This is a genomic window from Halomonas sp. (assembly GCF_031581305.1).
GTDB lineage: Bacteria > Pseudomonadota > Gammaproteobacteria > Pseudomonadales > Halomonadaceae > Halomonas.
The window spans coordinates 1-12,832 of record NZ_JAVLBC010000091.1; the positions used below are offsets into that span (position 1 = coordinate 1).

Here is a 12,832-nt window from a genome sequence, read left to right on the forward strand (position 1 = left end):
TGGTCGGAGGTTCGAATCCTCCCGGGCGCGCCAGATCTCGACCCGTCCTCCCTGCGAGGGCGGGTCTTCTGCTTTCCGGGCCCGCCATGGCCGAGGCCTTGTGTTCTGCTAGCCGGGTCGGCGCTTCTCGCGTGCCGACCTGCGATCGTTTGAGGCGCCGTCGCAATGCGACGTGCGCCTCTTTTTTTATGAGTGCCTATCCTCTTGAGGTGATTCGCCGTCAGGGCATCACGGCCTGGTGGCAGGCGCCAGGATGGGGCGGAAGGGGGGCGGAGGTGGCAGGGGGCTCAAGGCCCGCAAGCAGGGCGTCAAGCTCGCGCAGGCGCTTCACGGCTTGGAAGCGGCGGGCCGCCTCGTTGTCGCGTTGGCGCATATGGTTGAGCCACTGCTTGATCAGGGCAGTGACGACACGCGCCGGGAGTGTGCTACGCTGCAATGCAGCAAAATCGGCGAGGATCTCCGCTCGGGCCCGCCAGGGCGTCTCGGGCAATCGGTCGCCCGTCGCTTGCCAGTGTCGTATGCGCGTGGCCAGCCAGGGGTCGGCCAGGGCGCCGCGGCCGAGCATCACGTCGCGACACCCGGAGAGAGTGCGGGCTTTCCAGTAGTCTTCCAGGGTCCAGATGTCGCCATTGGCGACCACCGGGATGGAGAGTCGCTGGTGGATGCGGCCGATCCACTCCCAGTGGGCAGGAGGGCGGTAGCCCTCGTCGCGGGTGCGGCCGTGGACCACCAGTCGCCGGGCGCCGGCGTCCTGGGTGGCCAGGGCGCAGGCCAGGGCCAAGCGGCGATCGGAAAAGCCCAGGCGGATCTTGGCCGTCACCGGGATCTCGTCGCCCACGGCTCGGGACACCGCTGACACAGCGGCGTGCACCCGCCGCGGGTCACGCAGCAGTGAGGCGCCACCATCGTGACGGTTGACCAACTTGGCCGGACAGCCGAAATTGAGATCCAGGCTGGTGGCACCGAGACGAAGGGCCTGCCGGGCATTGGTCGCGAGGGCCTCGGGATCGGAGCCTAGTAGTTGCAGCTGCACCGGGACACCGCTCGGCGTGGTGACGCCGGGGTGGGTCAGTTCCGGGCAGTGGCGGTGGAAGACGCGAGGAGGCAGGCGGGCGTCCACGACCCGCACGAACTCGGTCACGACCCAGTCGAAACCTGAGGTGCGGGTCAGGAGGTCGCGGGTCACCGCATCGATGACCCCTTCCATGGGCGCTAGGCCGATTTGCCCGTTTTGTAGTAAATTAACAACACTGACTTCCACCATGACGCCATTGCAATCTGTCGGGGATGTGGCAGGTTATAGCATCCTAAAAAATGCGCAAGCCGAGTTTTTCTCGCGACATCGAGCCCAACTACGCGCAAGAAACAGGAGAATTTGCATGCAGGACACGCAGCTGCTCAACGAGGGGCTTGCCCTGATGGGCCTCGGCATGGGCTTTGTTTTTGTTTTTCTTACCGTTCTGGTGATCGTTACAACCCTGATGTCCAGGGCCGTCGGGCGCTTCTTTCCCGAGCCGCCCGCTCCTGTCGCGACCGGCGGTCGCCGTCCCCCGGCGCCTCGCGAGGACGATGACGTGATAGTCGCCGTCACGGCCGCGGTGCATCGCTACCGCCGCCGCCACCGCCGCTGAGGCGGCCGCTCTCCTTTTCCATTCACACCGACAAGGTCACGACCATGACTGACAAGACACGCCCGCTTGGCATCACCGATGTCGTCCTGCGCGATGCCCACCAGTCGCTGTTCGCCACCCGCATGCGCCTCGATGACATGCTGCCCATCGCCGAGAAGCTCGACCGCGTCGGCTTCCGTTCTCTGGAATCCTGGGGCGGCGCCACCTTCGACGCCTGTATCCGCTATCTCGGCGAGGATCCGTGGGAGCGGATACGAGCGTTGAAGGCGGCCATGCCCAACACCCCCCAGCAGATGTTGCTGCGCGGCCAGAACCTGCTCGGCTATCGTCACTACGCCGATGACGTGGTGGACAAGTTCGTCGAACGGGCCAAGACCAATGGCGTCGACGTCTTCCGCGTCTTCGATGCCATGAACGACCCGCGTAACCTCGAGCGCGCCATCCAGGCGGTGCGCAAGGTCGAGGGCCATGCCCAGGGCACACTCTCCTATACCGTGAGCCCGGTGCATACCCTGGACGGCTGGGTCGAGCTCGGCAAGACCATCGCCGCCATGGGCGCCGACTCCCTGGCCATCAAGGACATGGCCGGTCTGCTCAAGCCCTACGACGCCTATGAGCTGGTCACTAAGCTCAAAGCCGCCGTGGACATCCCCATCCATTTGCACTGTCACGCCACGACCGGCATGTCCACCGCCACCGCTATCAAGGCCGCCGAGGCCGGTATCGACAACGTCGATACCGCCATCTCCTCGATGTCCATGACCTACGGCCACAGCCCGACCGAGTCGGTGGTGGCCATTCTCCAGGGCACCGAGCGCGACACCGGGCTGGACCTCGAGCTGCTCGAGGAGATTGCCGCCTACTTTCGCGAGGTGCGCAAGAAGTATGCCGCCTTCGAGGGCTCGCTCAAGGGTATCGATTCGCGCATCCTGATCGCCCAGGTACCGGGCGGCATGCTCACCAACATGGAAGGCCAGCTCAAGGAGCAGGGCGCTGGCGACAAGCTCGATGACGTGCTCAAGGAGATCCCGCGCGTGCGCGAGGACCTGGGCTTCATCCCGCTGGTCACGCCGACCTCGCAGATCGTCGGCACTCAGGCGGTGATGAACGTGATGATGGGCGAGCGCTACAAGTCGATCTCCAAGGAGGTCCAGGCGCTTCTCAAGGGTGAGTACGGTGCCGCTCCCGCGCCGTTCAACGAGGAGCTGCAGGCGCGCGTGCTGGAGGGGGGCGAGCCGATTACCTGCCGCCCGGCCGACCGTCTTGACCCGGAGATGGATCGCTTGACCGCCGAGCTCAAGGAGAAGGCCAAGGCAGAGGGTATCCGCCTGGCCGAGGGCGAGCGCGAGATTGACGACGTGCTCACCTATGCGCTCTTCCCGCAGATCGGCCTGAAGTTCCTCAAGAACCGCGACAACCCCGAGGCCTTCGAGCCGGCGCCCCAGGCTCCCGGGAAAGAGAAGCCCGACGCCAGTGCCAGCCTGCCGGCGAAGGCCGAAGCCAAGGCGCCGGCGACACAGGGCGCGGCCCCGGCCGGCCCCGAGACCTATACCGTCAAGGTCAATGGCAAGCAGTATGTGGTCGAAGTGGCCGAGGGCGGCGAGGTCGGCAATGTTCAGGAACAGGCGGCACCCGCCCAGCCAGAGGCCGCGCCGGCGTCCAGCGGCGAGGCGATCACCGCGCCGCTGGCCGGCAACATCTTCAAGGTCAACGTGCGCGAGGGCGACAGCGTCGAGGAGGGGGACGTGGTGATCATCCTCGAGGCCATGAAGATGGAGACCGAGGTGCGTGCCACCTGCGCCGGTACTGTCTCCGCCGTCAAGGTCACCGACGGCGACAGCGTCGCCGTCGGTGATGTCCTAATCGAGCTCTGAGGAAGGTGCCCATGACGGAGAAGATACTGACGCTCTGGTACGGCTCGGGGCTCTACAACCTGAGCCTCGGCCAGGCGGTCATGGTGCTGGTGGGGCTGGGACTGCTCTACCTGGCCATCGCCAAGAAGTTCGAGCCGCTGCTGCTGGTGCCGATCGGCTTCGGCGGGATACTGGCCAACATCCCCGAGGCGGGCCTCGCCCTGTCCGCCGCCGAGCAGGCGGCGCACCTGGCACGGCCGGCGCTGCTCGAGCAGATGGCCGTGACGCTGCAGCTGGGCCTCGACCCGGCCTCCGGCGTCGAGGCCTGGCGCCACACCCTGTCCGAGGCCCTGCACGGCGACCTCTCGCCGGCGCTGCTGCGGGGCGCTAACGACGTGGCCATGGACGCCGGCTTCGCCCACGGCATGCTCTACCAGTTCTACAGCGTGGCGATCGCCTCGGGCATCGCCCCGCTGGTGATCTTCATGGGCGTGGGGGCGATGACCGACTTCGGCCCGCTGCTGGCCAATCCCCGGACCCTGTTCCTGGGCGCGGCGGCGCAGTTCGGCATCTTCGCCACCCTACTCGGCGCGGTGGGCATGTCGGCCATGGGCTGGATGGACTTCTCGCTCAACCAGGCCGCCGCCATCGGTATCATCGGCGGCGCCGACGGCCCCACCTCGATCTATGTGTCGAGCATCCTGGCCCCGGAGCTGCTGGGCGCCATCGCCGTGGCCTCCTACTCCTACATGGCGCTGGTCCCGCTGATCCAGCCGCCGATCATGAAGGCGCTGACCTCGAAGCGGGAACGTGAGATTGTCATGACCCAGCTGCGGCCGGTATCGAAGCTCGAGAAGATCGTCTTTCCGCTCAGTCTGCTGATCCTGGTGGTGCTCTTCCTGCCGGATGCCGCGCCGCTGCTGGGGATGTTCTGCTTCGGCAACCTGATGCGCGAGTGTGGCGTGGTGGAGCGGCTGTCGGACACTGCCCAGCACGCGCTGATCAACATCGTGACCATCTTCCTCGGCCTCTCGGTGGGCTCCAAGCTGATGGCTGATCGCTTCCTGGCCCTGGAGACCCTGGGGATCCTGGCGCTGGGCATGGTGGCCTTCGCCATCGGCACCGCCTGCGGGATCCTGATGGCCAAGCTGATGAACACGGTGAGCCGCATGCCGATCAACCCGCTGATCGGCTCGGCCGGGGTCTCGGCGGTACCCATGGCGGCACGGGTCTCCAACAAGGTGGGGCTGGAGTCCAATCCCCACAACTTCCTGCTGATGCACGCCATGGGGCCCAACGTGGCCGGGGTGATCGGCTCCGCGGTAGCTGCCGGGGTGATGATCAAGTACTTGGGGTGATCGGCAGGACCCCGTCGACCCGGAACGGCGCCTCAGGGCGCCGTTCGTCGGGGTGGCGGGTCAATCGTCCAGCCGTGTCAGCCGGCCCCGCAGACGTGTCTCGAGGGCGGTCAGGTCGGTAGGGACGTCACTTGGCCAAGCTACCGTGAGCCGCACGCCGTCGGCGCCGTAATCGGCCTGCTCGACCGGCACATCCTGTTCGGCCAGCCAGGCACGGGCCTCGGCTTCGCCGGCGAAGTCGACCTGCAGGCGCAGCGGGGTGCGCTCGACCACTGCGCGGCGCGGCAGGACTTCCAGGCCCAGGGCCACGGCCCGGGAATAGGCGCGGGCCAGGCCGCCGGTGCCGAGCTTGGTGCCGCCGAAGTAGCGCGTGACCACACAGCCGACCTGGCCGAGGCCGGCGCCCTCCAGCACCTGGAACATGGGGCGTCCGGCAGTGCCGCCGGGCTCGCCGTCGTCGGAGAAGCCGATGGCGGTCTGCTCGCCGGGCGGGCCGGCGATGAAGGCACTGCAGTGGTGGCTGGCGCTGGGGTGGGTGCGGCGTGCCTCGGTCAACATCGTCTCGAAGGCAGTCGTGTCCGGCGCATGGCATATCCAGGTGATGAAGCGGCTCTTCTCCACCTCCAGCTCGCTCTCCTGCCAGCATCTCGCAGGGACATCGGGGACGACATAGCGCATCAGGCGGCTAGCTCCGCCTGGCGCACCACGCCCATCACCAGGCCGATCACCTGGATATCGTCGTTCTTCAGGTAGATGGGCGCCATGCGCTCGTTGGCTGGCTGCAGGCGCACGCCCGACTTCTCGATGTAGAGCTTCTTCAGGGTGACCTCCTGGCCATTGATCATTACCACGGCGGTCTCGCCGTTCTCGGCGCTCTCGCGGCGCTCGATGATGATCACATCCCCGTCGAAGATGTTGCAATCGATCATGGAGTCGCCGCGCACCCGCAGGGCATAGGTGTTGCGGCGCACCATGCGCGTGGGCACCTGGATGCTGCCGGCCTCGGGGCAGGCTTCGATGGGCATTCCCGCCGAGACGCGGCCGAGCAGCGGGATTTCGGTCAGGTCGTCGGCCTCGATGGCCGCCCAGGCTTGGGCCAGAGGGATGTTGGGGCGGCGCTCCAGGTACTGCGGTGTGACGTTGGGCATGAGGTGTCTCCCCTGTCGTCGAAACCTGTCGATATGTACAGTGTTAAACGAGCATAGCAGCGGGCCGCAATCTGGCAAGGGGTGGCCGCTCATGCAGGGCATGATCCAGGGCAGGTGCGACCGGCTGACGCGGTCGGCTCGACTGGTAGCCAGGGCCCTTTCCGTGTAGAGTTCCGGGCGAAATACCCCATGCCGGGAGAGTGCCTTGAGCCTGCGTCTGCAAGCCCGAAAGCTGGCCTGTGAGCGGGACGATCGCTGGCTGTTTCAAGACCTTGAGCTGGATATCCATGCCGGCGACATCGTGCGAGTGGAAGGCCCCAACGGCAGCGGCAAGACCACCCTGCTGAAGATCCTTTCCGGGCAGCTGGCCGACTTCCAGGGAGATCTCTATTGGAATGACCGCCCCATGCGGCGCACGCGCCAGGACTTCCTGGCCAACTTGCTCTATCTGGGTCATGCATCGGGGGTCAAGACGGCACTGACGCCACTCGAGAACCTGGCCTGGTACCAGGCCCTGGCAGGCGAGCCCGATGACGAGGCCGCGCGCTTCGCAGCTCTCGCGGCCCTGGGGCTCGTTGGCTTCGAGGACCTGCCTGCCGGCCAGCTCTCCGCCGGCCAGCAGCGCCGAGTGGCCCTGGCCCGACTGGAGCTGATCCCGCGTCCGTTCTGGGTGCTCGACGAGCCCTTCACGGCCATCGACCGTGATGGCGTGGTGGCCCTCGAGGAGCGCCTGGTGGCCCATGCCCAGCGTGGCGGCTGTGTGCTGGTCACCACCCACCACGAGCTGGCCGACTCTCCGGCACTGCGGCGCATCCGACTGGGGCAGGAGGGCGACGATGCCTCACGCTGAGCCACGCCTGGCGCAGGAGCCGGGTGACATGCCGCTGTTCCGGGAACCCGAGGGCGCTGCCGGGGTCGCAATCCGAGCGACGCTGAAGCGTGACCTGGTGCTGATGATGCGCCGGCGTAGCGAGGTGCTCAATCCACTGGTGTTCTTCGCCTTGGTGATCACCCTGTTCCCGATCGGCATCTCGCCGGACCCGGAGCTGCTGGCGACCATCGCGCCGGGTCTGCTGTGGGTGGCGGCCCTGCTCGCCGCACTGCTGTCCCTGGATAGCCTGTTTCGCAGCGACTATGACGACGGCTCCCTGGAGCAGCTGCTGCTCTCGCCCCAGCCGCTGCCGGCACTGGCGCTGGCCAAGGTGGCGGTGCACTGGCTACTCACTGGCCTGCCGCTGGCGCTGATGGCACCGCTGCTGGGCATCATGCTGTCGCTGCCGGCGGGCAGCTATGCGGTGCTGGCGCTGTCGCTGGCACTGGGCAGTGCCAGCCTGAGCCTGATCGGCGCCATCGGGGCGGCGCTGACCGTGGGGCTCTCGCGGGGCGGCGTGCTGCTCTCGCTGCTGGTGCTGCCGCTCTATATCCCGGTGCTGATCTTTGGTGCCGGTGCCGTACAGGCGGCCATCCTCGGCGAAGGCGTCTCGGCGCATCTGGCTATCCTGGGTGCGCTCCTGGCAGTGGCGCTGAGTCTCGCCCCCTGGGCGATCGCGGCGTCACTGCGCATCAGTATCAACGGTTGAGGACGACAATCGGCATGTGGGCCTTCATACATAAGCTCGGCTCCCCCAAGTGGTTCTATGGCATCAGCGCGCGGTTGCAGCCCTGGTTCTGGGTAGCGGCGACGGTGTTGATCGTGGTTGGCAGCGCCTGGGGGCTGGCCTTCGCACCCGCGGACTATCAGCAGGGCAACAGCTTCCGCATCATCTACGTGCACGTGCCGGCGGCCTTCCTGGCCCAGTCGATCTTCGTCAGCATGGCGGTGGCCGGCTTCATCTTCATGGTCTGGAAGATCAAGATCGCCGACATGGCAGCGGCGATGATGGCCCCGCTAGGCGCCGCCATGACCTTCGTGGCGCTGTTTTCCGGTGCGGTGTGGGGCATGCCTACCTGGGGCACCTGGTGGATGTGGGACGCGCGCCTTACCTCGATGCTCATCCTGCTGTTCCTCTACTTCGGCGTCATCGCCCTGCGCGGCGCCTTCTCGAGTCGCGATAGCGCCTCTCGGGCCGCCTCGGTGCTGGCCATGGTCGGCGTGATCAACATCCCCATCATCAAGTACTCGGTGGACTGGTGGTACACCCTCCACCAGCCCGCCACCTTCAGCGTTACCTCGCGTCCGGCCATGCCGGTGGAGATGTGGGCGCCGTTGCTGATCATGGTGCTGGGTTTCTACTGCTTCTTCATTGCGCTGACCCTGATGCGCATCCGCAGCGAGATACTGCGTCGCGAATCGAGCAAACGCTGGGTGCGTGAACTGGCCGGGGGGGTGAGTTGATGGCGTTCGATTCCCTGTCGGCCTTCCTGGCCATGGGTGGCCACGGGGCCTATGTGTGGTCGGCCTGGGGCCTGACCGGGCTGCTGCTGGTCGGCGTGGTGGTTCATGCCCGCGCGGAGCGTCGCGCCCTGCTGCGTGACTTGCGGCGCCGGACGCGTCGCGAACAGCGCCACGGCGCATCGGGAGCCGCCGCGACGCCGGTTTTACATCAAGAGGGCCATGCCCGTGAGAGCTAAACGCAAGCAGAAACTGTTCGTGATCCTGGGGCTGGTCTCGCTGGCCGCTATTGCCGTGGGCCTGACCCTCTACGCCCTGCGCAGCAACATTAATCTTTTCTTCAGTCCGGTGCAGATCGCCGCCGGGGACGCCCCTGTGGAGCGCCAGATCCGCGCCGGCGGCATGGTCAAGGCAGGCTCGGTGGATCGCGACAAGGATAGCCTCGAAGTGTCGTTCACCGTCACCGACTACGTCGACGACCTTGAGGTGCGTTACAGCGGCATACTGCCCGACCTGTTCCGTGAGGGGCAGGGTGTGGTGGTGGTCGGCGAGCTCCAGCACGATGGCTGGCTGCTGGCCGACCAGGTGCTGGCGCGTCACGACGAGAACTACATGCCCCCCGAGGTGGCCCAGGCCCTGGAGGAGGCCGGCTATGCGCCGGAGGACTTCCAGGCGAAGGCCGCCGAAGTGGGCAAGAAGATGGACGCCCAGGCGAAATACAGCGGCGACGGCCGGACCAACTGAGCGGAGTGCCCATGCAGACCCTGATGATCCCCGAGATCGGCCACTTCGCCCTGATCATTGCCCTGCTGATGGCACTGGTCCAAGGGGTGATGCCACTCGCCGGCGCGGCCACGCGCCGCCCCCTGTGGATGGCCTACGCGCGTCCCATGGCCACCGGCCAGCTCCTCTTCCTGGCCATCGCCTACGCTTGCCTGACCGCCAGTTACCTGCTGGACGACTTCAGCGTGGCCAACGTGGCCAACAACTCCAACTCGATGCTGCCCTGGTACTACAAGGCCAGCGCCGTGTGGGGCAACCACGAGGGGTCGGTACTGCTGTGGAGCCTGATCCTGGCCGCCTGGTCCTTCGCGGTAAGCTGCTTCTCGCGGGAGCTGCCCCGCGACATGCTGGCCCGGGTGATGGGGGTGATGGGCCTGGTCAGCGTCGGCTTCCTGGCCTTCGTGCTGATCACCTCCAACCCCTTCGAGCGGCTACTGCCCAACGTCCCCCAGGACGGCGCCGACCTCAACCCGCTGCTGCAGGACTTCGGCCTGATCGTCCACCCGCCGATGCTCTACATGGGTTACGTGGGCTTCTCGGTGGTCTTTGCCTTCGCCATCGCCGCCCTGCTGGGCGGGCGTCTGGATGCGGCCTGGACGCGCTGGGCGCGGCCCTGGACCAACATCGCGTGGGCCTTTCTCACCGTGGGCATTGCCCTGGGCAGCTGGTGGGCCTACTACGAGCTGGGCTGGGGCGGCTGGTGGTTCTGGGACCCGGTCGAGAACGCCTCGCTGCTGCCCTGGCTGGCCGGCACGGCGTTGATCCACTCCCTGGCGGTGACCGAGAAGCGCGGCGCCTTCAAGAGCTGGACGGTGCTGCTGGCGATCACCACCTTCTCGCTGTCGCTGATGGGTACCTTCCTGGTGCGCTCGGGCGTGCTCACCTCGGTGCATGCCTTCGCCAACGACCCCGCCCGCGGTTTCTTCATCCTGGTGCTGCTGGGCATCACCGTGGGGCTGTCGCTGCTGCTGTTCGCGCTGCGCGCCCCGCGGGTCAGCCACCAGGTAGGCTTCAGCTGGCTCTCGCGTGATGCCCTGCTGCTCATCAACAATATCCTGCTGGTGATCATGACTGCTACCGTGCTGCTGGGCACGGTCTACCCGTTGCTGCTCGATGCCCTGAACCTCGGCAAGATCAGCGTGGGCCCACCCTACTTCAATGCCCTCTTCGTGCCGTTGACGGTGGTGCTCTGCCTGTTCATGGGCCTCGGCCCGCTGTCACGCTGGAAGCGCATGGATGGCCGCGATCTCATCAAGCGCAGCTGGCTTGCCGGCCTGGCGGCCCTGGTGATCGGTGCGGTCGCCCCGCTGCTCTATCGCGGCGAGTGGAACCTCAAGGTGAGCCTGGGCGTGGTGGTGGCGCTGTGGATCGTGCTGCCCATGGCCCGCGACCTCTGGGCCAAGTCCCGCCACTCCGCTGGTCGCCTGGCCGGCATCAGGCGCCTCTCCCTGGCCTACTGGGGCATGATTCTCGGCCATCTGGGTATCGCGGTGACCATCATCGGCGTCACCGTGGTTTCCAACTACGCCATCGAGCGCAACGTGCGCATGGGCGTGGGCGACAGCGTCGAGATGGTCGGTTACACCTTCACCATGACCGAGCTCGCCAGCCGCCGCGGGCCGAACTACCTGGCGGATGCCGCCGAGCTCGAGGTGCGCCGCGGCGACAGTCGGCGCAGCTTCACCATGACCCCCGAGAAGCGCCTCTACATCACTCGCGGCATGCCGATGACCCAGGTCGCGCTGCGCCCCGGCCTGTTCCGCGATCTCTACGTGGCCATGGGCGAGGACCTCGGGGACGGCAGCTGGGCGATGCGCATCCAGTACAAGCCCTTCGTGCGCTGGCTGTGGCTCGGGGCGCTGCTGATGGCCGCCGGCGGCGTGCTGGCCGTGGTGGATCGGCGCTACCGTCGCAGCGTGACGTCACGCGACCCGGAACAAACCGCGGTCATCGGTCAGCCCCGGGAGGCCACCACATGAAGCGTCGCCTGCTGCTGCTGCTGCCGCTGGTCGGCTTCCTGGTGTTGGGCGCCTTCCTCTACATGGGGCTGTCGATCAATCCCTTCGAGCGCGACTCGGCGCTGATGGCCCGGGAGTTCCCGACCTTCGAGCTGACCACCCTCGAGGATCCCGAACGGATGGTGGATGCCTCGCTGCTCGAGGGCGAGGTCACCCTGGTCAACGTCTGGGGCGAGTGGTGCCCGACCTGCAAGCAGGAGATGCCGCAACTGCTCGACCTCGCCGAGCGCGGCGTGCGCCTGGTGGGGGTCGACTACAAGGACACCCGGGAGAAGGGGCGCGAGTTCCTCACCGAGTTCGGCAACCCCTTCGAGGTCAATATCTTCGACCCCGAGGGTAGCCTGGGCTTCGACCTGGGCGTCTACGGCGCCCCGGAGACCTTCCTGGTCGATCGCGAGGGCATCATCCGCTATCACCATACCGGCTATATCCGGCCGGAGGACGTGCGCGAGACGATACTGCCGGAGGTGGAAAGATGGCGCTGATCACCCGACTGCTGCTGTGTGCCCTCCTGCTGTGGCCCGTCCTGGGCCAGGCGGCGGTGGAGGTGCGCGAGTTCGATGACCCCGTCACCGAGCAGCGTTACCGTGACCTTACCGCGACCCTGCGCTGTCCCAAGTGCGAGAATCAGGCCATCGGCGACTCCGACTCGCCCATCGCCGGCGACATGCGCGAGCGGGTCTATCTCCAGCTCCAGGATGGCCGTTCCGACAAGGAGATCCTCGACTTCATGGTCAACCGTTTCGGTGACTATGTGCTCTACAACCCGCGTCTCGAGGGGCGCACCCTGCTGCTGTGGGGACTCCCCGCCGGCCTGCTGCTGCTGGGCGCCCTGGTGGTGGTGCTCATGGTGCGCGCCCGTCGGCGTACCTCGGCCCGTGACCTCAGCGCCGAGGAGCGGGCGCGACTGGATGCCCTGATAAAACGCGAGAGGACCGAATGACCCTGCTATGGATCGCCCTTGCCGTCCTGCTGCTGCCGGCCCTGTGGCTGCTGGTAGCCCCCCTGCGGCGTGCTGCCGCCGTGAGCGCCGCCCAGCGCGACCATGAGGCCAACGACCGCACGACCGATCAGAACCTGGCCATCTACCGCCGCCGGCTGGCCTCGCTGGAGGCGGCCCTGGCGCGGGGCGACATCGACCAGTCGCGCTTCGAGGAGGACCGCCTGGAGCTCGAGCGCAGTCTGCTCGAGGATACCGAGGGCCTGAAGCGCGCGCCGCTGAAGCCGGCCGCGTCCGGCAAGCTGGCGGTGCCGGTCGTGATGGTGGCCGTGGTGCTGGCCAGCGTCGCCTGGTACCTCCAGGAGGGGGCGGAGGGCGACCTCACCCTCTACACGGTCCAGCAGCAGGTGATGAACGACCCCGAGGCCTCGCTGCCGATGCTGGTCGAGCGGCTCGAGGAGCAGGCCGTCCGCCAGCCCGACAACTCCAACGTCTGGCGCGCGCTGTTCCCGCTCTACCGGGACAGCGGACGCACCGCCGAGGCCACCCGCACTCTGGAGCGACTGGTCGAGCTCGAGGGTCGCCAGCCCTGGCTGCTGGCCGAGTTGGCCCAGATCCGCTACTTCGCCGCCGGCCGCGAGATGACCGACGAGGTCCAGGCGCTGGTCGACGAGGTGCTGGCCACGGAGCCCGCCCAACCCACGGTGCTCGGCATGCTCGGCATCGAGGCCTTCGAGACGGGTGACTACGACGCCGCCATCGACCGGTG

15 protein-coding genes are annotated in these 12,832 nt (G+C 67.1%); 12 read left to right on the forward strand and 3 right to left on the reverse strand.

Annotation, left to right across the window (positions count from 1 at the left end; all coding sequences use genetic code 11):
• Nucleotides 1-220 precede the first annotated feature (220 nt).
• Entirely contained in the window at nt 221-1,207 is a 987-nt protein-coding gene (locus RI841_RS09175; RefSeq protein ID WP_310705297.1) for a tRNA-dihydrouridine synthase family protein, read from the reverse strand.
• 172 nt (nt 1,208-1,379) lie between these two features.
• On the opposite strand from RI841_RS09175, the gene RI841_RS09180 reads away from it, so the two are divergent.
• From RI841_RS09180 to RI841_RS09190, 3 genes are read left to right on the forward strand one after another with little or no spacing between them, the layout of a single operon-like run.
• Nucleotides 1,380-1,631 carry an OadG family transporter subunit gene (locus RI841_RS09180; protein ID WP_310705298.1) on the forward strand — a complete coding sequence of 84 codons (252 nt, stop codon included), beginning with the start codon at nt 1,380-1,382 and terminating at the stop codon, nt 1,629-1,631.
• 44 nt (nt 1,632-1,675) lie between these two features.
• Entirely contained in the window at nt 1,676-3,505 is a 1,830-nt protein-coding gene (oadA, locus tag RI841_RS09185) for a sodium-extruding oxaloacetate decarboxylase subunit alpha (protein WP_310705299.1), read from the forward strand.
• 11 nt (nt 3,506-3,516) lie between these two features.
• Nucleotides 3,517-4,842: a sodium ion-translocating decarboxylase subunit beta gene (locus tag RI841_RS09190; RefSeq protein WP_310705300.1), complete on the forward strand. Its 1,326-nt coding sequence runs from the start codon at nt 3,517-3,519 to the stop codon at nt 4,840-4,842.
• 60 nt (nt 4,843-4,902) lie between these two features.
• Here RI841_RS09190 and RI841_RS09195 read toward each other — a convergent pair whose 3' ends face one another.
• Both RI841_RS09195 and lexA read right to left on the reverse strand, forming a co-directional pair.
• Complete coding sequence (locus RI841_RS09195; protein WP_310705301.1) at nt 4,903-5,520, reverse strand: YigZ family protein; 618 nt, start codon at nt 5,518-5,520, stop codon at nt 4,903-4,905.
• Nucleotides 5,520-5,990, reverse strand: coding sequence for a transcriptional repressor LexA (gene lexA / locus RI841_RS09200; RefSeq protein WP_310705302.1), 471 nt, complete (start codon nt 5,988-5,990; stop codon nt 5,520-5,522). Before lexA ends, RI841_RS09195 begins: the two co-directional genes overlap by 1 nt.
• Before the next feature lie 205 nt (nt 5,991-6,195).
• On the opposite strand from lexA, the gene ccmA reads away from it, so the two are divergent.
• From ccmA to ccmI, 9 genes are all read left to right on the forward strand, one after another.
• Nucleotides 6,196-6,840 carry a cytochrome c biogenesis heme-transporting ATPase CcmA gene (gene ccmA / locus RI841_RS09205; RefSeq protein WP_310705303.1) on the forward strand — a complete coding sequence of 215 codons (645 nt, stop codon included), beginning with the start codon at nt 6,196-6,198 and terminating at the stop codon, nt 6,838-6,840.
• Nucleotides 6,841-6,868: 28 nt separating this feature from the next.
• The gene (gene ccmB, locus RI841_RS09210; protein ID WP_310705311.1) at nt 6,869-7,570 is read left to right on the forward strand and encodes a heme exporter protein CcmB; all 702 of its coding nucleotides are present in this window, start codon (nt 6,869-6,871) and stop codon (nt 7,568-7,570) included.
• 14 nt (nt 7,571-7,584) lie between these two features.
• Entirely contained in the window at nt 7,585-8,325 is a 741-nt protein-coding gene (locus tag RI841_RS09215) for a heme ABC transporter permease (RefSeq protein WP_310705304.1), read from the forward strand.
• Entirely contained in the window at nt 8,325-8,561 is a 237-nt protein-coding gene (gene ccmD / locus RI841_RS09220) for a heme exporter protein CcmD (RefSeq protein ID WP_310705305.1), read from the forward strand. The genes RI841_RS09215 and ccmD overlap by 1 nt, the downstream gene beginning before the upstream one ends.
• On the forward strand, nt 8,551-9,066 hold the full coding sequence (gene ccmE / locus RI841_RS09225; RefSeq protein WP_310705306.1) for a cytochrome c maturation protein CcmE: 516 nt from the start codon (nt 8,551-8,553) through the stop codon (nt 9,064-9,066). The genes ccmD and ccmE overlap by 11 nt, the downstream gene beginning before the upstream one ends.
• A gap of 11 nt (nt 9,067-9,077) precedes the next feature.
• Nucleotides 9,078-11,084, forward strand: coding sequence for a heme lyase CcmF/NrfE family subunit (locus RI841_RS09230; protein ID WP_310705307.1), 2,007 nt, complete (start codon nt 9,078-9,080; stop codon nt 11,082-11,084).
• Nucleotides 11,081-11,608 (forward strand): DsbE family thiol:disulfide interchange protein, encoded by a 528-nt coding sequence (locus RI841_RS09235; RefSeq protein WP_310705308.1) that lies wholly within the window; start codon nt 11,081-11,083, stop codon nt 11,606-11,608. Before RI841_RS09230 ends, RI841_RS09235 begins: the two co-directional genes overlap by 4 nt.
• Nucleotides 11,599-12,066 (forward strand): cytochrome c-type biogenesis protein, encoded by a 468-nt coding sequence (locus RI841_RS09240; protein ID WP_310705309.1) that lies wholly within the window; start codon nt 11,599-11,601, stop codon nt 12,064-12,066. Before RI841_RS09235 ends, RI841_RS09240 begins: the two co-directional genes overlap by 10 nt.
• The coding region (gene ccmI, locus RI841_RS09245; RefSeq protein WP_310705310.1) for a c-type cytochrome biogenesis protein CcmI at nt 12,063-12,832 on the forward strand (770 nt) is incomplete at its 3' end. The genes RI841_RS09240 and ccmI, both read left to right, overlap by 4 nt.

Coding starts and splice junctions, on each gene's coding strand:
- RI841_RS09195 (WP_310705301.1), bottom strand. CDS start 5,520: ATGCGCTATGTCGTCCCCGATGTCCCTGCGAGATGCTGGCAGGAGAGC.
- RI841_RS09180 (WP_310705298.1), top strand. CDS start 1,380: ATGCAGGACACGCAGCTGCTCAACGAGGGGCTTGCCCTGATGGGCCTC.
- lexA (WP_310705302.1), bottom strand. CDS start 5,990: ATGCCCAACGTCACACCGCAGTACCTGGAGCGCCGCCCCAACATCCCT.
- oadA (WP_310705299.1), top strand. CDS start 1,676: ATGACTGACAAGACACGCCCGCTTGGCATCACCGATGTCGTCCTGCGC.
- RI841_RS09230 (WP_310705307.1), top strand. CDS start 9,078: ATGCAGACCCTGATGATCCCCGAGATCGGCCACTTCGCCCTGATCATT.
- RI841_RS09235 (WP_310705308.1), top strand. CDS start 11,081: ATGAAGCGTCGCCTGCTGCTGCTGCTGCCGCTGGTCGGCTTCCTGGTG.
- RI841_RS09215 (WP_310705304.1), top strand. CDS start 7,585: ATGTGGGCCTTCATACATAAGCTCGGCTCCCCCAAGTGGTTCTATGGC.
- RI841_RS09190 (WP_310705300.1), top strand. CDS start 3,517: ATGACGGAGAAGATACTGACGCTCTGGTACGGCTCGGGGCTCTACAAC.
- ccmB (WP_310705311.1), top strand. CDS start 6,869: ATGCCGCTGTTCCGGGAACCCGAGGGCGCTGCCGGGGTCGCAATCCGA.
- ccmD (WP_310705305.1), top strand. CDS start 8,325: ATGGCGTTCGATTCCCTGTCGGCCTTCCTGGCCATGGGTGGCCACGGG.
- RI841_RS09240 (WP_310705309.1), top strand. CDS start 11,599: ATGGCGCTGATCACCCGACTGCTGCTGTGTGCCCTCCTGCTGTGGCCC.
- RI841_RS09175 (WP_310705297.1), bottom strand. CDS start 1,207: ATGGAAGGGGTCATCGATGCGGTGACCCGCGACCTCCTGACCCGCACC.